The 18,451-nt window shown below is 65.4% G+C and carries 17 protein-coding genes; 1 reads left to right on the forward strand and 16 read right to left on the reverse strand.

The features are described from left to right. Positions 1–134: 134 nt before the first annotated feature. The 4 genes from infB to rimP form a co-directional block, all read right to left on the reverse strand. Entirely contained in the window at positions 135–2,819 is a 2,685-nt protein-coding gene (gene infB / locus ACVW16_RS18610; protein WP_456700608.1) for a translation initiation factor IF-2, read from the reverse strand. 70 nt (positions 2,820–2,889) lie between these two features. Beyond that, complete coding sequence (locus ACVW16_RS18615; protein ID WP_456736744.1) at positions 2,890–3,573, reverse strand: RNA-binding protein; 684 nt, start codon at positions 3,571–3,573, stop codon at positions 2,890–2,892. Between the two features lie 23 nt (positions 3,574–3,596). After that, on the reverse strand, positions 3,597–5,207 hold the full coding sequence (gene nusA, locus ACVW16_RS18620; RefSeq protein WP_456736743.1) for a transcription termination factor NusA: 1,611 nt from the start codon (positions 5,205–5,207) through the stop codon (positions 3,597–3,599). A 2-nt stretch (positions 5,208–5,209) separates the two neighbouring features. After that, positions 5,210–5,971 carry a ribosome maturation factor RimP gene (gene rimP, locus ACVW16_RS18625; protein ID WP_456700611.1) on the reverse strand — a complete coding sequence of 254 codons (762 nt, stop codon included), beginning with the start codon at positions 5,969–5,971 and terminating at the stop codon, positions 5,210–5,212. Between the two features lie 392 nt (positions 5,972–6,363). Here rimP and ACVW16_RS18630 point away from each other — a divergent pair, with 392 nt between their 5' ends. Continuing rightward, entirely contained in the window at positions 6,364–7,446 is a 1,083-nt protein-coding gene (locus tag ACVW16_RS18630; RefSeq protein ID WP_456736742.1) for a DUF2336 domain-containing protein, read from the forward strand. Between the two features lie 97 nt (positions 7,447–7,543). Here ACVW16_RS18630 and trmB read toward each other — a convergent pair whose 3' ends face one another. The 12 genes from trmB to tsaB form a co-directional block, all read right to left on the reverse strand. Further along, the gene (gene trmB, locus ACVW16_RS18635) at positions 7,544–8,254 is read right to left on the reverse strand and encodes a tRNA (guanosine(46)-N7)-methyltransferase TrmB (RefSeq protein ID WP_456736741.1); all 711 of its coding nucleotides are present in this window, start codon (positions 8,252–8,254) and stop codon (positions 7,544–7,546) included. Beyond that, positions 8,251–9,378 (reverse strand): M20 family metallopeptidase, encoded by a 1,128-nt coding sequence (locus ACVW16_RS18640; protein ID WP_456736740.1) that lies wholly within the window; start codon positions 9,376–9,378, stop codon positions 8,251–8,253. Before ACVW16_RS18640 ends, trmB begins: the two co-directional genes overlap by 4 nt. A 113-nt stretch (positions 9,379–9,491) precedes the next feature. Further along, positions 9,492–9,905 carry a helix-turn-helix domain-containing protein gene (locus ACVW16_RS18645; protein WP_057746952.1) on the reverse strand — a complete coding sequence of 138 codons (414 nt, stop codon included), beginning with the start codon at positions 9,903–9,905 and terminating at the stop codon, positions 9,492–9,494. A gap of 222 nt (positions 9,906–10,127) precedes the next feature. Further along, positions 10,128–11,741 (reverse strand): apolipoprotein N-acyltransferase, encoded by a 1,614-nt coding sequence (gene lnt, locus ACVW16_RS18650; RefSeq protein WP_456700615.1) that lies wholly within the window; start codon positions 11,739–11,741, stop codon positions 10,128–10,130. Further along, positions 11,738–12,856, reverse strand: a complete 1,119-nt coding sequence (locus tag ACVW16_RS18655; RefSeq protein ID WP_456736739.1) for a hemolysin family protein — start codon at positions 12,854–12,856, stop codon at positions 11,738–11,740. Before ACVW16_RS18655 ends, lnt begins: the two co-directional genes overlap by 4 nt. 1 nt (position 12,857) lies before the next feature. Beyond that, positions 12,858–13,367 (reverse strand): rRNA maturation RNase YbeY, encoded by a 510-nt coding sequence (gene ybeY / locus ACVW16_RS18660; protein ID WP_092236831.1) that lies wholly within the window; start codon positions 13,365–13,367, stop codon positions 12,858–12,860. Positions 13,368–13,427: 60 nt separating this feature from the next. Then, positions 13,428–14,426 (reverse strand): PhoH family protein, encoded by a 999-nt coding sequence (locus tag ACVW16_RS18665; RefSeq protein WP_456700617.1) that lies wholly within the window; start codon positions 14,424–14,426, stop codon positions 13,428–13,430. A 64-nt stretch (positions 14,427–14,490) separates the two neighbouring features. After that, positions 14,491–15,888 carry a tRNA (N6-isopentenyl adenosine(37)-C2)-methylthiotransferase MiaB gene (gene miaB, locus ACVW16_RS18670; RefSeq protein WP_456736738.1) on the reverse strand — a complete coding sequence of 466 codons (1,398 nt, stop codon included), beginning with the start codon at positions 15,886–15,888 and terminating at the stop codon, positions 14,491–14,493. Positions 15,889–16,068: 180 nt separating this feature from the next. Further along, on the reverse strand, positions 16,069–16,749 hold the full coding sequence (locus ACVW16_RS18675) for an HAD family hydrolase (protein WP_456802384.1): 681 nt from the start codon (positions 16,747–16,749) through the stop codon (positions 16,069–16,071). Between the two features lie 5 nt (positions 16,750–16,754). Beyond that, a complete protein-coding gene (locus ACVW16_RS18680; RefSeq protein ID WP_057746941.1) occupies positions 16,755–17,210 on the reverse strand; it encodes a Fur family transcriptional regulator in 456 nt (151 codons plus the stop codon). A 38-nt stretch (positions 17,211–17,248) separates the two neighbouring features. Then, entirely contained in the window at positions 17,249–17,734 is a 486-nt protein-coding gene (gene rimI / locus ACVW16_RS18685) for a ribosomal protein S18-alanine N-acetyltransferase (RefSeq protein WP_456736736.1), read from the reverse strand. Next, positions 17,731–18,426: a tRNA (adenosine(37)-N6)-threonylcarbamoyltransferase complex dimerization subunit type 1 TsaB gene (gene tsaB, locus ACVW16_RS18690; protein WP_456736735.1), complete on the reverse strand. Its 696-nt coding sequence runs from the start codon at positions 18,424–18,426 to the stop codon at positions 17,731–17,733. The genes rimI and tsaB overlap by 4 nt, the downstream gene beginning before the upstream one ends. Positions 18,427–18,451: the final 25 nt, after the last annotated feature.

The raw sequence follows: 18,451 nt of genomic DNA on the forward strand, positions 1-18,451 counted from the left end.
TGCCCGCGTTGGGACACGAGCATTGTCGTTTGTCCTGTGAAACGAATGAGGCGCGGATGGCCGGATAAAATCCGGCCATCGCACTCCCGCAATTTCAGCTCAAAAAGATCCGGACGCTTCGGTAAGATTTGGACTTACAGGGAGCGCTGGATCGTCTCCACGCGATAACACTCGATGACATCGCCTGCGCGCATGTCGTGGTAGTTCTCGAAGGCCATGCCGCATTCCTGACCGGACTGGACTTCCTTCACTTCGTCCTTGAAGCGCTTCAGCGTCGACAGCTTGCCTTCGTGCACGACGACGTTGTCGCGGATCAGGCGCACATTGGCGCCGCGTTCCACGGTGCCGTCGGTGACGCGACAGCCGGCCACCTTGCCGACCTTGGAGATGTTGAAGATCTCCAGAATCGAGGCATTGCCCAGCATGGTTTCGCGCAAGGTCGGCGCGAGCAGACCGCTCATCGCCTTCTTCACGTCGTCCACGAGGTCGTAGATGATGTTGTAGTAACGGATCTCGATGCCGTTGCGCTTGGCGGCGGCCGCCGCCTCCTTGTTGGCACGAACCGAGAAGCCGATGATCGCGGCGTTGAAGCCCTCCGCGAGCGTCACGTCGGATTCCGAGATGCCGCCGACGCCGGCATGCAGGATGCGGGCAGCGACCTCGTCGGTGCCGAGCTTCTCCAGCGAGCCGAGGATCGCTTCCAGCGAGCCCTGCACGTCGGCCTTGATGATCAACGGGAATTCCTTGCGGCCCGCCGTCTTCAGCTGCGACATCATCTGCTCGAGCGAGCCGCGCATGCCGGAGATCGAGGCAGCCGCGTTCTCGCGCTTCTGGTGCGCGCGGTAGCTGGTGACCTGACGAGCGCGGGCTTCGTTCTCGACCACCGCGAGACGATCGCCGGCTTCCGGCGGACCGTTGAAGCCGAGCACCTCGACCGGCACCGAGGGACCGGCTTCCTGCACCGTCTCGCCCTGATCCGAGATCAGCGCGCGGACGCGGCCCATCTCGGCACCGGCGACGATGATGTCGCCGACGCGGAGCGTGCCGCGCTGGACCAGCACGGTCGCAACCGGACCACGGCCGCGGTCGAGCTTGGCCTCGATCACGGTACCTTCGGCCGGACGCTCCGAATTGGTCTTCAGCTCGAGGATGTCGGCCTGCAGCGCGATCATCTCGAGCAGCTTGTCGAGATTGGTCTTGTTCTTGGCGGACACTTCGACGTCGACGACGTCGCCGCCGAAGGATTCCACCTGCACCTCGTGCTGGAGCAGCTCGGTGCGCACGCGCTCGGGCTTGGCGTCGGGCTTGTCGATCTTGTTGATGGCAACAATGATGGGCACGCGGGCCGCCTTGGCGTGGTTGATGGCCTCGACGGTCTGCGGCATGACGCCGTCATCGGCCGCAACCACCAGCACGACGATGTCGGTGACCTTGGCGCCGCGGGCGCGCATCGCGGTGAACGCGGCGTGGCCGGGCGTGTCGATGAAGGTGATCTTCTTGCCGCTTTCGGGCGACAGCACCTGATAGGCGCCGATATGCTGGGTGATGCCGCCGGCTTCGCCGGAGACAACGTTGGCATGGCGGAGCGCGTCGAGCAGCGAGGTCTTGCCGTGGTCGACGTGACCCATCACCGTCACCACGGGCGAACGCGTCTCGGTGTCGGTGGAATCGTCGACGGCGTCGAACAGGCCTTCTTCAACGTCCGACGCGGCGACGCGCTTGACGGTGTGGCCGAGCTCTTCGGCGATCAGTTGCGCGGTATCGGCATCGATCACGTCGGTGATCTTGTGCATCGCGCCTTGCTTCATCAGCATGCGGATGACGTCGACCGCGCGTTCGGACATGCGGTTGGCGAGTTCCTGGATGGTGATCGCTTCCGGGATGACCACCTCGCGGACGAGCTTTTCCTTCGGCTCGTTCGCGGCATGACCCTTCAGGCGCTGGGTGCGGCGGCGGAACGAGGCGATCGAACGCTCGCGGACCTCGTCGGCATTGAGCGCGGTCACGACCGTGAGGCGGCCGCGTTCCTTTTGCGGGCCGGGCTTGTGCGTGGGCTTGGGGGCGACCACGGGACGTGCGGCGCCGCCGGGGCCACGGCGGATCTGGCGCGGACCATCGTCCTCGTCCGGTCCGGCTGCGACGGCCGGCGTGCGACCCACAGGGCCTCCCGGCCTCGCGGGGGTGGTTGCCGGACGGGCGGTGGTCGTCGCGCCGGGTCGGGTGGTGGTCGGCGCGGGGCGCGGAGCGCTGGGGGTTGCCGGGGCGGCTGCCGCAGGACGCGCGGCCGATGCCGGCTGCTCGCCTTCGCCAAAGCGCTTCTTGGCTTCTGTCTCGGCCTTGCGCTTGGCTTCGTCCTCGTGACGGTGGCGCTCTTCCTCGGCCTTGCGGCGCGATTCAGCGGCTTCGCGCTCGGCGCGCTCGGCGGCCTCGCGGACGGCGCGGCGCTGCGCCTCTTCCTCGGCCTGGCGACGCTCTTCGATTTCGCGCACCTTGGCATCGGCCAGCGCACTGGCGCGGGCGGAGCGTTCGTCCTCGGTCAGCGTTCGGAGCACGACGCCGGAGCCGGAGTTGCGGGGCGGAGCCGGGCGCGCGGGAGCGGGTGTCGGCGCGGCCGGCGCCGGCTTCGCGACAGCCGCGGGCGCCTGCGGCTCCGGGCTGCCGTCGATACGGCGCTTGCCGCGCTTCTCGACCACGACCTGCTTGCTGCGGCCATGGCTGAAGCTCTGGCGCACAGTGCCCGTTTCGACGCGCGGCTTGAGCGATAACGTCTTGCTCGGAACGCTCAGCTTCTTGTCGTCTGGGGTCTTGGTATCAACCATTCAGCAGTCCTAATCCTGATTTATTCAGTGTTGTGCGTTGCCGCACCGTCCTATCGGGTCGTCGTGTCTCTCAGAAATCCTGGCCGGGCTTTTCGGCAGTCTTGTCAGCGTCCGCCATCCGGTATCGGACCAGCATCTGGCTACGCGACAGGAATGACTTGCTCGCCGGGCCTGCGAGCAGGGCAGCATGTATCACATTTGACCGGGTAAGTGCCAAATCCAATTCTTCAGATTTCAATGCGGTGATGACCGGAATCGAGGGCTGGACCCCGTCATTTCCGGCTTTTTGCCGCGCCAGCATGTCCAACTTGCGGATTCCGTCCCCGGCCCCGTCGCTGGCATGGATCAGGACCTCGGCCGTGCCTTCCCGCAAGGCGCTTTCGACCTTGCCGAAACCGGCGACGATCTGCCTCGCCTTGGCGGCGATCCCAAGGGCTTCGGTCACGCTCTGGACCAGGAGCGCCTCGATGTCGGCGGGAAGCGTCGGAGAAACGCGCAGGTCGCGTTTGAAGGCTTTGGTAAATTGGTGACGCCGGACCGCTTCCGCAACCACTTGCCGCGACGCCGTGACCCACATGCCCCGTCCGGGCAGCTTGCGCTTGAGATCGGGAACTATATCCCCGGTGGGCGATACGACGAAGCGGATGAGCTCGTCGATCGGCCGGACTTCGCGGCTGACCGCGCACATGCGCATGGTCGCGGACCTTTCGGCCCGCGGTCCATGGTCAAGTTCGTTGTCAGTGCTGGCAAGCATCCGGGCGACATTCTCCTTCGTCCTTAAGCCGGCTGATCTTCGGCGGCGTCAGCCTCTTGGGCCGGCTTGGCGAGGTCAGCCTCGGTGATCCAGCCGGCCTTGACGCGGGCCTGCATGATCATGGCTTCCGCGTCGTCGCGGGAGATGCCGAGGCCGTCGAGCGCGCCGGCAAACTTGGCCTGCTCGCCGCCTTCCTTGCGCTCGGTCCAGCCGACCAGATCGTCGGTGGCGCAGCCTGCGAGGTCTTCGACCGTCTTGATGTCGTTCTCACCGAACTTCACCAGCATCTTCGAGGTCACGCCGGGCACGTCCTTGACGGCGTCCTCGACGCCGAGTTCCTTGCGCTTGGCCTCGATCTCGGCTTCCTGCTGATCGAGATATTCGCGGGCGCGGCTCTGCAGTTCCTGCGCGGTCTCCTCGTCAAAACCCTCGATACCCGCGAGTTCCTTGAGGTCCACCATCGCGAGTTCCTCGACCGAGGTGAAGCCTTCGGAGGCGAGCAGCTGGCCGACCACCTCGTCGACATTGAGCGATTCCATGAAGACGCGGGTGGAGTTCTCGAAGTCGGCCTGGCGGCGCTCCGATTCCTCCTGCTCGGTCAGGATGTCGATATCCCAGCCGGTCAGCTGCGAGGCCAGACGCACGTTCTGGCCGCGGCGGCCGATCGCCAGCGAGAGCTGGTTGTTGGTGTCGGGCACCACGACCTCGATGCGCTCGCGGTCCTCGTCGATGACGACCTTGGAGACCTCGGCCGGCGCCAGCGCGTTGACCACGAAGGTCGCGATGTCCGGCGACCAGGGGATGATGTCGATCTTCTCGCCCTGCAATTCGTTCACCACGGCCTGCACGCGCGAGCCGCGCATACCGACGCAGGCGCCGACCGGATCGACCGAGGAATCGCGGGAAATCACGCCGATTTTCGCGCGCGAGCCCGGATCGCGGGCCACCGCCTTGATCTCGACGATACCGTCGTAGATCTCAGGCACCTCCTGCGCGAACAGTTTCGCCATGAACTGCGGATGGGTGCGGGAGAGGAAGATCTGCGGGCCGCGGGTCTCGCGGCGGACATCGAAGATATAGGCGCGGACGCGGTCGCCATTGCGGAACACTTCGCGCGGCAGCATCTCGTCGCGGCGGATGATCGCCTCGCCGCGGCCGAGATCGACGATCACGCTGCCATACTCGACGCGCTTGACGACGCCATTGACGATGTCGCCGATGCGGTCCTTGAATTCCTGATATTGCCGGTCGCGCTCGGCCTCGCGCACCTTCTGCACGATCACCTGTTTGGCCGACTGCGCGGCGATGCGGCCGTATTCCAGCGGCGGCAGGGTGTCGGCGATGGTGTCGCCGACCTGGGCGCCGGGGTTGGCACGCTGCGCGTCGACCAGCGAAATCTGGTTGGAATGGTTTTCGACCTTGTCGACCACCAGCATGTGCCGCGACAGCCGCAGCTCGCCCTTCTTCGGATCGATCTCTGCGTGAACGTCCGTCTCGCTGCCGTAACGGGCGCGCGCTGCCTTGGCGATGGCATCTTCCATCGCCGCAATGACGATGCCGCGATCGATCGATTTTTCGCGAGCGACGGCGTCGGCGATCTGGAGCAATTCAAGTCGATTGGCGCTGACTGCCATGGCTAGTCTCCTTCGTCAGGCTCGATCTCGCCGCGCCGCGCGCGTTCGGCGGCAAGGCGATGTTTCTTCGTATTGGTCGGGGCCGGCTTCTTCTGCTTTTGCGGCCTGGTGTTCCTGGTGGTCTTCGCGCTGATCTCGGCGTGGGGCGCCTGCGGCGGCTCGATACCGAGATCCCGGCGCATCCGGCGCTCCTCGGCCTTGCCGCGGCGCATGGATTCCGCGATCAGCTCATCAGTCAGCACCAGCCGTGCCTCGCCGATATCTTCCATCGTCAGCAGCACATCGGCGTTGTCGGTCGCCTTGGCGTCATCGCGATGCAGGTGCACGCGGTCGCCTTCGACGGCGCCAAGCGTGCCACGGAACCGCTTGCGGCCTTCATGGGCGACGGCCATTTCGACCTTCACCAGATGCCCGGAATAGCGCTCGAAATCAGAGCGGCGCACCAGCGGACGGTCGATCCCGGGGGAGGAGATTTCCAGCCGGTAGGCGCGGTCGATGGGATCGGCGACGTCGAGCACGGGTGACAGGGCCCGCGAGATCGCCTCGCAATCCTCGAGCTGCATCGAGCCGTCCGGCCGCTCGGCCATGATCTGCACGGTACAGCCAGCCTCGCCGGAGATGCGGATCCGCACGAGGCGGTAGCCCATGCCCTCGAGCACCGGGCCTGCGACCGCCGACACCCGTGCCGCCACGCCCGGCTCGACCACGAGCCTCGGCTCGGCCAGCAACTCGGCATCGGTGGAACCTGCGGTCGGTTCGGTCATATCAGGGGTCAAGGCGCGCGTTGGTTAGAGCTTGGGTTAAGGCTTGATTAAGACTGCATGGCCGCTTCGGAACTTTCCCGACTGCATCGGGCCGTCTCTTCCGCCACGCCGCGTTCAGGTAATAAAAAAGAGCGGGTCCTTTCGGGCCCACTCTCACTACGCGGATCGTATGAGAAGATGAATTGGCGCTGATATAGCTCTTTCCGCCGGCCCGGACAAGGCCCCCTCGCAGGCCGATGCGCGCTTTTTGCACCTCAGTCGGCGCCCCCTGGGTGCGCCGACAGGCGCCCCGAGGAGCAACGCTTCGTTCACAAAGCGGGCCTAAATTCCACGCTCGTGGGGCGGCTCGAGGCATGGCGCGCCCACGGCGTGCCAGATTCGAGTTGCGTTTCATGACCGTTGCCACGTCACTCATTCCCGGACTGGACGATATCGTCAGACGCGGCGATCCACGGCGTCGCGGCGAGATCGCGAGCGCCATCGCGGCGCTGTTCTTTCAGGACGCCGCGAGGCTCCGTCCCGAGCTGATCGATCTGTTCGACAATCTCCTGATCGATCTCGTGCCGCATGCGGAGCTTGCCTCGCGCGTCGATCTCGCCGAGCGTTTCTCGCTGCTGGACAATGCACCGCCTCATCTTGTCCGCCAGCTCGCCCGCGAAAACGAGATCATGGTGGCGGCGCCGGTGTTACGCCGCTCGCCCGTGCTCGACGACGCCGCACTCGTCGAGATTGCCCGGCTGAAGGGCCAGGGCCATTTGCTCGCGATGACCGAGCGGCCGACGCTGTCGGCCGAGGTCACCGACGTGCTGGTCGAACGCGGCGATCGTGACGTCGTACGCCGGGCCGCCGGCAATGCCGGTGCGACGTTCTCAGCCGGCGGTTATTCGGAATTGATCAAGCGCGCCAGCCAGGACGGCGTGTTGACGCTCAAGATCGGCCAGCGCAAGGATCTCTCTGGCGAGCATCTCAAGAAGCTTCTGGACGGCACGCTCGACGTCATTCGCCGCCGGCTCTCCACCGTGGCCAATCCGGTGCGCCAGGCCGAGATCAAGCGCGCCATGATCGCGATCGAGGAAGCCGCACTGACGGACGGCCCGCGGCGCGATTTCTCGGCCGCACAACGCACCGTGCTTGGCCTGCATCGCGGCGGCCATCTCGGCGAGAGCGCGCTGCTCGGATTCGCCAAGGCGCACAAATACGAGGAATCGGTCGCAACGCTCTCGGCGATGTCAGGCGTCAGGCTCCCGATCCTTGACCGTTTGATCTCGGGCGATCGCTACGACCCGATCCTGATCCTGGGGCGGTTGCTGAACCTCGGCTGGCCCACGGTGCGCGCGCTCATCCTGATGTGGAATGGCCCGAATCGCACGCCGGCCGATGCCGATCTCGAGCAGGCGCGTGTGAACTTCACCCGCTTGATGCCGACCACGGCCGAGCGCGTCGTGAATTTCTGGCGCAACCGGCAGACGATCTAGAGCATGATCCGGAAAAGTGTGAAGCGGTTTTCCGAAGAGATCATGCTGCAACAAGCAGCTAACGCGCGATGACGATTCGGCCCGATCTCATCGCGCTTCAGCGCCTGCGAAAGCGTAGATAAGCCGCCTTGCGGCCCTCGCGCGCGGCTTTTCGGCCATAGCGTGTCATGGTGTAGCCGGGCCAGGGCTGACGGAAATCATCGGCGCGTTCCGCAAGCCACAGGAAATCCGGCGCGCGCGCGAGATGCGACAGCGTCCAGGCGCAGTAATCGTCGATATCGCAGACGAAGCGGAATTCACCGCCCGCCTTGAGCACGCGCGCCATGGCGGCGATCGTTCTGTCCTGGACGAAGCGCCGCTTCCAGTGCCGCCGCTTCGGCCAGGGATCGGGATGGATCAGATCGATCCGCGACAGCGAGGCATCAGGCAGCCAGGCCAGCAGTTCGGCGGCGTCGCCCGCGAACAGGCGGATGTTGGCGATGTTCGCGGCCTCGATCTGCGCGAGAATCTTTGCCATGCCGTTGACATAGGGCTCGCAGCCGATGAAGCCGGTCGTGGGGAAGCTCTGCGCCTCCGCCGCGAGATGCTCGCCGCCCCCGAAGCCGATCTCGAGCCGGACATCTTGCACTGCGGGGTCGAAAATATCGGCGGCGGTCGCCGGCTTCTCGCTCGTGATGTCGAGCGCGAGATGCGGCAGCAGACCGTCGACCAGCTCGGCCTGGTGCTGCCTGAGCTTGTGGCCCTTGCGCCGTCCGAAGAAGGCGCGCTCGCCGTCCGCGCGATCGGGATCTGATTTGCGTTCGCTCATCGCAGCGTCTGGTACAGGCGATAGAGCAGCCGTGCGCGCGGCTCGAGCGATGAAACGTAGATCTGCTCATAATGGGTGTGTGCGCCCTTGCCGTCGACGCCGAGCCCGTCGAGGGTGGCGGTGTGCGGCGCCGTGAAATTGCCGTCGGAGCCGCCGCCAGTGCGGGTGTCGATCAGCTCGAAGCCGATCTCCGCGGCGAGCGTTTTCGCATGCTCAAACAGCGCGGCGCCCGCATTGCCCTTCTCGTAAGGCGGGCGGTTGAGCTCGCCGGTGACGGTGACGGTGACGCCGGCGGTTTTCGACGTCAGCCCCAGAATCTTTCCGACGAATTCCTCCGCGTCGCCGATGCCAGGCACGCGCAGATCGACTTCGGCATAGGCCTCTTCCGGCGTCACGTTGGGCCGCGTGCCGCCGCGCACCACGCCGACATTGACGGTGACGCCGCGCTTCAGGTCGTTCATCCCTTCCAGCGTCTGGATGACATTGGCGAGCTCGCGGATGGCGCTGCGGCCGTCTTCCGGGCGGGAGCCGGCATGCGCCGGCACGCCTTTGATGAACACCTCGAATCGTCCAACGCCCTTGCGCCCGGTGACGATCTTGCCGCCGTCGCGCGCCGGCTCCGTCACCAGCACGTATTTGGCCTTGCGCCCCTCCTGCTCGATGATCGCGCGCGAGGTGGGGCTGCCGATCTCTTCGTCGGACGTGAACAAATGGGTGATGCCGAGCGGTGGCCGCTCGGGTGCAGCGCAAAGCTCGCGAAAGGCGTGATAGGCGATGTAGGCGCCGCCCTTCATGTCGTAGATCCCCGGGCCGAACGCGCTGTCGCCTTCGATCTTGAAAGGCAGGCGCGCAATGAAGCCCATGGGATGCACGGTATCGAGATGGCTGAGCACCAGGATACCAGGCCGGTCCTGACCCCAGGTCGACCGCACCAGGAGATGATCGCCGCAGCCATCGACGCCGGCGACGCGTTCGAGCGTCACGGGCAGATCGCGATAATGATCGGCAACCACGGAGGTCAGCTTGTTGACCTGCTCTGGCACTTCGGTCGGCGTCTCGATCTCCACCCAGCGGCGGATACCAGCGAGGATAGTTTGGGAATCGAACGGATTGGAGTTCGCCATGGAGGTCTCTGTGCCTTCGAATCGCATCACTTAAGCGGAGGCGGCGCAAAGCGCATCCGCAAGTGACGACATAGGCCAGATTTGGCGCAGCCTCAAATCGGAATGAAACAGCGTCAGCGCTTGTCCGGGCCTTCGCGGGCGGCAATCTGCTCGACGAGATCGACGATCGAACGGCGCAGCTTCGAATCGGTGATTCGGGTGAACGCCTTGGTCAGTGCGAGCCCTTCTGAGGTCGCGAGGAAGTCCGAGACATAGGAGGGCGAAGCACCTTCGGCGAAACCGTCCGGTCCGGCGACGCCGCTCGGTCCGCCCTCGAACAGGAACGACACCGGCACCTGCAGAATCTCCGCAATCTGCTGGATGCGGCTGGCGCCGACGCGGTTGGTGCCTTTCTCGTACTTCTGAATCTGCTGGAAGGTCAGGCCCAAAGCTTCACCGAGCTTTTCCTGACTCATGCCCAACATGATGCGGCGCATACGCACGCGACTGCCGACATATTTGTCAACAGGGTTGGGCGCTTTCGACATGTCCTCAGCCCTCCAAACACCACCCTCGGCGCAATCAAAACGTTTGCCTCAGGCGACAGCGACGTCAAAACTTCACCCTGATTGGGGAAACATTGCGGAGAAATTTAGCAATGCACCGCTGACTTGTGCAGCCGGTGCAGAATGGGGAGCCGCCGTGCAGTCTGTCAACCGTGGGACTGCCGTTCTCAAGGGATTCCGGCCGCTGCGCCGATCTCGGTGTGATCAGGGGAGCCGTTTGGCGAAACGTCGTCGCACCGCCAGAATGACGGCCAGTGCGACAAGCATGGCTGCGGGGATGTCGCCGATCCTCGCATAGATCGTGGGCGGGATTGCCGTGGGCAGATTTGCATCCAAAATGCCCTCGACCCCGAGGCCGAGGCTGGCCACCGTGCGTCCCACCGGATCGATCACTGCCGAGATGCCGGTGTTGGCCGAGCGGACCAGCGGCAGTCCAAGCTCGACGGCGCGCATCCGCGCCTGCTCCAGATGCTGGTACGGACCGGTCGAGATGCCGAACCAGCCGTCATTGGTGAGGTTCACCATCCAGCCCGGGCGCTCGTCACGCGTGCCGACCTCATCGGGGAAGATCGCCTCGTAGCAAATCAGCGGCAGCGCGGGCGGTGCGCCCGGCACCGGCAGCACGTGCCGCACCGTACCGGGAATGAATCCGCCACGGACCCGCGTCAATTGCTCGAAGCCAAGCTTCTCCATCGTGTCCTGGAACGGGAGATATTCGCCGAACGGAACCAGATGCAGCTTGTCGTAGACGGCGAGCACGCTGCCGTCATGGTCGATCAGATAGATCGAATTGTAGGCGCGCGTGATCGGCCTGCCCGGTGGCAGATCGGGCGCACGCACCGATCCGGTGATCAGCACCGTGCCCTTGGGCAGCAGCTCGGCGATCTCGGCCATCGCGTCGGCTTCGCGGGTCAGGAAGAACGGAAAGGCGGATTCCGGCCAGATCAGGATGGTGGCATCGCGCACACCGGTCGATTGGGGGCCAGATGCGCGGTCCGACAGCGCGAGGTATTTCTTCATCACCTCCGCCTTGGCGGAGTAGTTGAACTTCGCATCCTGCTGCAGGTCCGGCTGCATCAGGCGCAGCCTGGTGCCGGCGACCATCGTGGTCGGATGCAGCGACAGGCGGATCGCGCCGAAGATGCCCATGACGACAAGCAGGGCGAGCGCAGCGGCCGGCACGCGCCAGGGCAGGCTCCGATTGCGCGTGCGGTCGATCAGCACCGCCGGCGCCGAGAAGATCGCAATCGTGAGGAACGTCATGCCCCATTGGCCGATCAGGGACGCCGTCTGCGCCAGCGGCAGCGGCTCCGACAGCGCATAGCCGAAGGCGTTCCAGGGAAAGCCCGTGAGCACGTGCCCGCGCAACCATTCGCCGATGGTGAGGCTCGCGGCGAGCGCGAGAATGCGGGTGGCGTCCCTGGTCCAGAGCAGGCGGGCCAGCCCGAAGCCGATCGCAGTGAATATCGAGAGATAGGCGGGCAGGCCCAGCACGGCGAACGGCGTCAGCCAGGCGAACACGTCCGCCTCGACGAAGAAAGCCTTGCCGATCCAGTACAGGCCAGGGACGAAATAACCGAGCCCGAACCAGTAGCCGGTCAGCGCCGCAGCGGGGACGCCGCCATAGCGCCCCGCGCCGGCGCCGTCGATCAGCCAGACCATCACGGGGAAGGTGATGAACAGCACGGGCCACGCATTGAACGGTGCGAGCGCGAGAACGGATAACGCGCCACACGCCATCGCCAGGAGCGCGCGCTTCCATCCCCAGGTCAGGATGATGGCTAGCGCGATCTGCCGAAATCGCTGGAACGCGTTCACTGCGAACCGGTCCCCTCGCCGGGCGGCGGGGCCGGCGTGTCGCCGGCCGACGGCTGGCCGCTATCCGGCGCGGCCTCGCGGCGGCTTCTCTCGCGCTGGGTGCGCGGGGCGGGACGTTCCCTCCGTGTCGAGATGCGCAGCCGCTTGACGCGGCGCGGATCGGCATCCAGCACTTCGACCTCGTAATTGCCGGGGCCCGAGATCACCTCGCCGCGCACCGGCAGGCGGCCGACGAAGCTGACGAGATAGCCGCCGAGCGTCTCCACCTCCTCGCCGGCCTCGCCGGTGACGAAGTCTTCGCCGATCACGGTGCGGACGTCGTCGAGGCTGGCGCGGGCGTCCGCAATGAAGGCGTTGTCGCCCAGGCGGACGATCGACGGCGGCTCGTCGCTGTCGTGCTCGTCGTCGATCTCGCCGACGATCTGCTCGACGATGTCCTCGAGCGAAACCAGGCCGTCGCTGCCGCCATATTCGTCGACGACCAGCGCCAGGTGAATGCGCGTGGCCTGCATCTGCGCGAGCAGGTCGATCGCCCGCATCGACGGCGGCACATAGAGCAGCTTGCGGATGATGCGCGCGTCCTGCAGCGGCAGCGCGAGATCGACGGCGCGCAAATCGAGCCCGGCCGGCAGCGGCTTCTTGCGTTTGGTCTTGGTAGCCTCCGACACACGCGCGCGCGCCGTCATGAAGGCGAGCAAATCGCGGATGTGAACGATGCCGACGGGATCGTCGAGCGTTTCATTGTAGACGACGAGGCGCGAATGGCCTGCGCTCTCGAAGCGGTCCATCAACTCGCCGAGCGGGATGTCGCGCTTCACTGCGATGATGTCGGCGCGATGCACCATGACGTCTGCGATGCGGCGCTCGTGCAGGCCGAGGATGTTGCGCAGCATGGTGCGCTCGACCGCGGAGAAGCCGGTGTCATCGGGCGTCGACGCGTCGAGCACGACCTGGAGATCGTCGCGCACCGAGCCCGCCTTCCAGCCGAACAGCGAGCGGATGGCGCGAAGCAGCCAGCCGTCCGCCGTCGGGCGCATGACCTCGCCCGGCGCCACCACGGCCGGCAGGTTGGCCGTGTTGCGCGGATTATCGTGAATAGGCTCGGAATCCGGCATCTCAGTGCGTCCCCGCGCGGTCCGCATAGGGATCGGGAATGCCGAGATGCGCCAGGATCGCGGTTTCGAGCGCTTCCATCTCCTCCGCGTCGTCGTCGTTCTCGTGATCGTAGCCGATCAAGTGCAGGAAACCGTGCACCGCGAGATGGCTCAAATGATGATCGAACGGCTTGTGTTCCTCGTCCGCCTCGCGCCGCATGGTCTCGTAGGCGATCGCGATGTCGCCAAGCATGCGCGGCGCATCGCCCGGCTTCCACTCGCCTTCGGGCTGCAGCGCGGGAAACGACAGCACATTGGTCGGCTTGTCCATGCCGCGCCAATTGTTGTTGAGGGTGCGGATGCCGGCATCATCGGTCAGCATCACGGCCACTTCTGCCTCGGCGACGTCTTCGCCGACAGATTCGGCGGCGGCTGCAACGGCACGCTGGATCACGGCTTCGGCGTCAGGCTCGCTTTGCCAGCAATCGGCGACGACGAGGACCTCTGTGGTGGGAAGGTTGGGATGTGACATGGCTTTGTTCGGAACGATAAGGCGCAGTGTCAGCGCCCGCTTGGTCCTGATGTTGTCACGTCAGGATTTGTTGCCGGCCGGCGCCCGCTGCGGCGACCCTTCATAGGCGGCGACGATTCTCGCCACGAGCTCGTGGCGGATCACGTCCTCGGCCTTGAAATGAACTTGCGCAATGCCCTCGACGCCGCTCAACAGCCTGGTCGCCTCGGCCAGACCCGAGGTCTGGCCATTCGGCAGGTCGATCTGCGAGGGATCGCCCGTCACGATCATGCGGCTGTTCTCGCCGAGACGGGTCAGGAACATCTTCATCTGCATCGATGTCGTGTTCTGCGCTTCATCGAGGATGATCGCGGCATTGGTCAGGGTGCGGCCGCGCATGAAGGCGAGCGGCGCGATCTCGATCTCGCCGGTCTGCAGCGCGCGCTCGACGATGCGCGCGTCCATGAGGTCGTAAAGCGCGTCGTAGATCGGACGCAGATAAGGATCCACCTTCTCGCGGAGGTCGCCGGGCAGGAAGCCGAGCCGTTCGCCGGCTTCGACCGCCGGACGCGACAGGATGATCTTGTCGACTTCCTTGCGCTCGAACAATTGCGCGGCATGCGCGACCGCGAGCCAGGTCTTGCCGGTGCCGGCCGGGCCGATGCCGAACACCAGCTCATGGCGCTTCAGCGCGCGGATGTAGGAATCCTGCGCAGCCGTGCGCGCACGCACCGGGCGCTTGCGCAAGTTGATGCTGTCGAAGGCCGATTTGGCCGATTTGGCGTCGAACTCGAACAGCGACCCTTGCGCGATCACGGCACGGATCGCGCCTTCGACCTCGCCCTGGTCGACATCCTGCCCCTTCACCGCGTGCGCGTAGAGCGTCTCCAGCACGCGCCGTGCCGCGTCGCAGCCGTCACGGGTGCCGCCGATGGTGATGTGGTTGCCCTTGGAGTCCACGACGACGCCGAGCCGCCGCTCGATCTGCGCCAGGTTCTGGCCATAAGGCCCGACCAGCGCGGATGCGGCGCGATTGTCGTCGAAGTCGATGACGACCTGGGTCTCGGGCGGAACTTGCATGTCGCGATCAAACTTGCGGCTGGGAGCGATAGAAGACGAATCCGATGCGCTTTTGGGCAAGGGTTCAGGCTCCCGTGGCGATGGATGATAAAGCGGGCTCGCGCGCACCGCGTGGCGTGGCGAGCTCGCCGAGGAAACTGTAACGCTCGAGACTGTCGATCCTGACAGGCAGGATTTTGCCGATGATGTCGGGAGAGGCCATGACGTGTGCGGGCTGGAGGAAGGCGGTGCGGCCGACGATCTGGCCGTCCTTGCGCGCCGGGCGTTCGAACAGCACGTCGACCGTTGAGCCAATCGCAGCCTTGTTGAAGGCCGATTGCTGGCTGTCGATCACTTCCTGGAGCCGCTCCAATCGCTGGTCCATCTCGGCGGGGGACACCGTCTCCTGCATATCCGCCGCCGGCGTTCCCGGCCGGGCGGAGTATTTGAACGAATACGCCGCAGCGTAGCCGATTTGCGAGACAAGCGCGAGGGTGGCCAGAAAATCTTGCTCGCTCTCGCCGGGGAAGCCGACGATAAAATCCGATGAAAAAGCAATGTCTTGGCGAGCGGACCGGAAACGGTCGATCACCTCGCGATAATCATCGGCGGTATGTTTCCGGTTCATGGCGGCGAGAATCCGATCCGACCCCGACTGCACCGGCAGATGCACGAACGGCATCAGGGCCTCGAGATCGCGATGGGCTGCAATCAAACTGTCATCGACGTCGCGGGGATGGCTGGTCGAGTAGCGCAGCCGCGCGATGCCGGGAATTTTGGCCAGGTGCTCCAGCAGCTTGCCCAAGCCCCAGGTTTTCCCGTCTGGTCCATCGCCGTGATAGGCGTTGACGTTCTGCCCGATCAGCGTGAGTTCGCGCACGCCGTTGTCGGCAAGCCGCTTCACGTCGTCCACGATCTTCGCGACGGGGCGCGAGACCTCGGCTCCGCGCGTGTAGGGCACGACGCAGAAGGTGCAGAATTTGTCGCAGCCTTCCTGCACCGTGACAAAAGCGGAAATGCCGCGCGCGCGGATCGCATCGGGCTTGGGCTGCGCAAGGAAGCCGAACTTGTCGGCGGCGGGAAATTCGGTCTCGATCGCGCGGCCTTCATGGCCGGCGCGCTTCAGCAGTTCCGGCAGATGATGGTAGCTCTGCGGTCCCACCACGACGTCGACTGTGGGCGCGCGCCGCACGATCTCCTCGCCCTCGGCCTGCGCCACGCAGCCCGCCACGGCGATCTGCATGGCGCGGCCCTCGCGCGCGGCCCCGTCCTTGGCGACGCGCAGGCGGCCGAGCTCGGAATAGACCTTTTCGGAGGCCTTCTCCCGGATGTGGCAGGTGTTGAGGATGACGAGATCGGCGTCTTCGGCGCTGGCAGTCTCCACGAATCCTTCCGGCGCCAGCGTATCCACCATGCGCTGGGCATCGTAGACGTTCATCTGGCAACCATATGATTTGATGTGCAGCTTGCGCGGCGGCGTCATGGAACCCGGAGGTGAGGTGGAGGACGGCTCTCAAATATAGGCTGAGGGGCCGAAAATCCAGCGATTGGGGGTCATAAGGTCATTCCGGGGCGCCCGCAGCCCGAGCGAACCCGGAATCGGAAGGTTTTCGGCGAGATTCCGGGCGCAATGCTACGCATTGCCCGGGAATGACCGCGACGTTTACCCCGCCAGGGCGCCCGCTCCGGCCCGTCGGACCAGCTCGGGTAATTGCCGCATGTCGTCGAACGTCACGGCTGCCCCCGCGGCGCGCAGCCTTTCGGGGTGACCCGGCGGGCAGTGGCTGCCTCCGTGAAAGCCGAGCACCGTCATTCCGGCTGCGTGCGCGCCTGTCACTCCGGGGACGCTGTCCTCGATCACGAGGCACCGTTCCGGTGCGGCTTTCATCTGGCCAGCGGCAAACAGGAACAGATCGGGTGCGGGCTTGCCGCGTGCGACCTGGCTTGCCGAAAAGATGTGCGGAGCGAGCAGGTCGTGCAGCCCGGCACAGGTCAAGCCGTGAAGGATCTTGTTTGGTGTGCTGCTCGATGCAACGCATTTGGGTAAAACGATTGCGCCGATCGCCGCGGCCACATGGGTGATCGGTTGCAGATCGCTCGCGTAACACTGCAGCGTGGCAGCATTTACCTGTTGTTCCAGATCATCGGGAAGATCGCGACCGATTTCCTGCTCGACTATCCGCCGCGCGTCTTTCTCGGAGACACCGAGGAAGCGCACCAACACCTGCTCGGAGGTGATCGGATAACCATGCCGGGTCAGCACCTCCGCATGTGCGCGACAGGAGATGACTTCGCTGTCCACGAGCACGCCGTCGCAATCGAAGATGATGAGATCTATCGGCACGAGGCTTAGGACGTCGGCTTGTCGTCGTCGAGCGGGACGCAATAGAGCTCGAGCCGGTGATCAACCAGCTTGTAGCCGAGCTTGCGGGCGATCTCGGCCTGAAGTTTCTCGATCTCTTCGGAGGTGAACTCGATCACCTTGCCGTCGCGCAGATTGATGAGATGGTCGTGATGGCTGTCGCGCATTGTCTCGTAGCGCGCGCGGCCCTCGCGGAAATCGTGGCGTTCGATGATGCCGGCATCTTCGAACAGCTTGACCGTGCGATAGACCGTCGAGATCGAGATCTTGTCGTCGACCGCGACGCAGCGCCGGTACAATTCCTCGACGTCAGGGTGATCGACTGCTTCCGCAAGCACGCGGGCGATGACGCGGCGCTGCTCGGTCATTCGCATGCCGGTGGCGGCACAACGCGCCTCGATGCCTGTGGCCTTGGATGCGGAAGAAGGTTTAAGTCCAGTCATATCGTGTCCGCCTGACGGGGCGCTGTCCGCCACCGATGTTACGACAAGTCACGTCGCATCAGAAGCGCGTTCAATTGTTCCCCGTTGGCCTGCTTATAGTAGCGTTCGCGGCGGCCGACCACCACGAATCCGCCCTTGTCATAGAGCCGTCGCGCCGGCTGGTTGTTCTCTTCGACTTCCAGAAATATCGTTCGCACCCCGCGTCCTGCAAGGTGACCGAGATGGGTCATCAGCAGGGTGCGGGAGAGGCCGCGGCCGCGATGGGACGGGTCGACCGCGACGGAGAGGATCTCGGCTTCGTCCGCGCCGATCCGCGACACCGCAAAGCCGATGATCCTGCGCCCCAGGCGCAAGCGATGAACGAGCGTGTTGCGTTCGCTCAGCATGGCCTCGAATTCGCTTTCGCCCCAGCCCTGCGCAAAAGAGGCGCCGTGAAGCTGCGCCAGCCGCTGCGCGTCGCGCGCCGACGCGGGCTCGACGGCGGCCGTGCCGCCGCGCCACCATTCAGACAGCCATTTCATCATGAGGTGGCGGCTGGAGCTGCGAACAGCGGTTGGGCCGCCGGCTTTGCGTCGGGCGCCTTCAGATAGAACGGCCGTGCCGGAGTCGTGTCCGGATTCGCCGCGGCGCCGAGCCATGCCACCCAGCTGACGTCGGGCGCGGGCTGCGCGTCGACCGCGACGGGTCGCGGCGCATCCGCCGGCCAGCGATCGGCGAGAATCTTGGCGGCGTTGCCGACCAGATGCGGCGCGCCGAATTGCGAAGCGGCGATCGCCTCGTCGATGGCAGCAACGCTCGGCCGCACCAGCAGACTGCCGTCGCCGCCGACGATCTGGAAATAGACGTGATCATGCCGCGCATCGATCGCCGAGATCACCGGCGCGGGTCCGCTCCGGCCGACGATGGGGGCCGCAAAGGCCGACAAGGTCGTCAGCCCGACGGCCGGGCGCTTGGCCGCAAGCGCGAGACCGCGGGCCGCCGAGATCCCGACCCTCAGGCCGGTAAAGCTGCCAGGGCCGACGGTGACCGCGATGCGGTCGAGCGACGTGAAAGTGAGATCGGCCGACTGCATGACGCGCGCGATCATCGGCATCAGGGCCTCGGCATGGCCGCGCTTCATGAGCGATTGCTCCCGCGCAAGGAGCTCGCCGGCGTCGGTATCAAGCACGGCCGCCGCGCATGCCTCCAGCGCGGTATCGATGGCAAGAATCAACATGAAAAAGCGAATGGCTGATGGCGAA

This window comes from Bradyrhizobium sp. USDA 4474, assembly GCF_054057515.1.

Coding starts and splice junctions, on each gene's coding strand:
- infB (WP_456700608.1), bottom strand. CDS start 2,819: ATGGTTGATACCAAGACCCCAGACGACAAGAAGCTGAGCGTTCCGAGC.
- ACVW16_RS18615 (WP_456736744.1), bottom strand. CDS start 3,573: ATGCTTGCCAGCACTGACAACGAACTTGACCATGGACCGCGGGCCGAA.
- nusA (WP_456736743.1), bottom strand. CDS start 5,207: ATGGCAGTCAGCGCCAATCGACTTGAATTGCTCCAGATCGCCGACGCC.
- rimP (WP_456700611.1), bottom strand. CDS start 5,971: ATGACCGAACCGACCGCAGGTTCCACCGATGCCGAGTTGCTGGCCGAG.
- ACVW16_RS18630 (WP_456736742.1), top strand. CDS start 6,364: ATGACCGTTGCCACGTCACTCATTCCCGGACTGGACGATATCGTCAGA.
- trmB (WP_456736741.1), bottom strand. CDS start 8,254: ATGAGCGAACGCAAATCAGATCCCGATCGCGCGGACGGCGAGCGCGCC.
- ACVW16_RS18640 (WP_456736740.1), bottom strand. CDS start 9,378: ATGGCGAACTCCAATCCGTTCGATTCCCAAACTATCCTCGCTGGTATC.
- ACVW16_RS18645 (WP_057746952.1), bottom strand. CDS start 9,905: ATGTCGAAAGCGCCCAACCCTGTTGACAAATATGTCGGCAGTCGCGTG.
- ACVW16_RS18655 (WP_456736739.1), bottom strand. CDS start 12,856: ATGCCGGATTCCGAGCCTATTCACGATAATCCGCGCAACACGGCCAAC.
- ybeY (WP_092236831.1), bottom strand. CDS start 13,367: ATGTCACATCCCAACCTTCCCACCACAGAGGTCCTCGTCGTCGCCGAT.
- ACVW16_RS18665 (WP_456700617.1), bottom strand. CDS start 14,426: ATGCAAGTTCCGCCCGAGACCCAGGTCGTCATCGACTTCGACGACAAT.
- miaB (WP_456736738.1), bottom strand. CDS start 15,888: ATGACGCCGCCGCGCAAGCTGCACATCAAATCATATGGTTGCCAGATG.
- ACVW16_RS18680 (WP_057746941.1), bottom strand. CDS start 17,210: ATGACTGGACTTAAACCTTCTTCCGCATCCAAGGCCACAGGCATCGAG.
- rimI (WP_456736736.1), bottom strand. CDS start 17,734: ATGATGAAATGGCTGTCTGAATGGTGGCGCGGCGGCACGGCCGCCGTC.
- tsaB (WP_456736735.1), bottom strand. CDS start 18,426: ATGTTGATTCTTGCCATCGATACCGCGCTGGAGGCATGCGCGGCGGCC.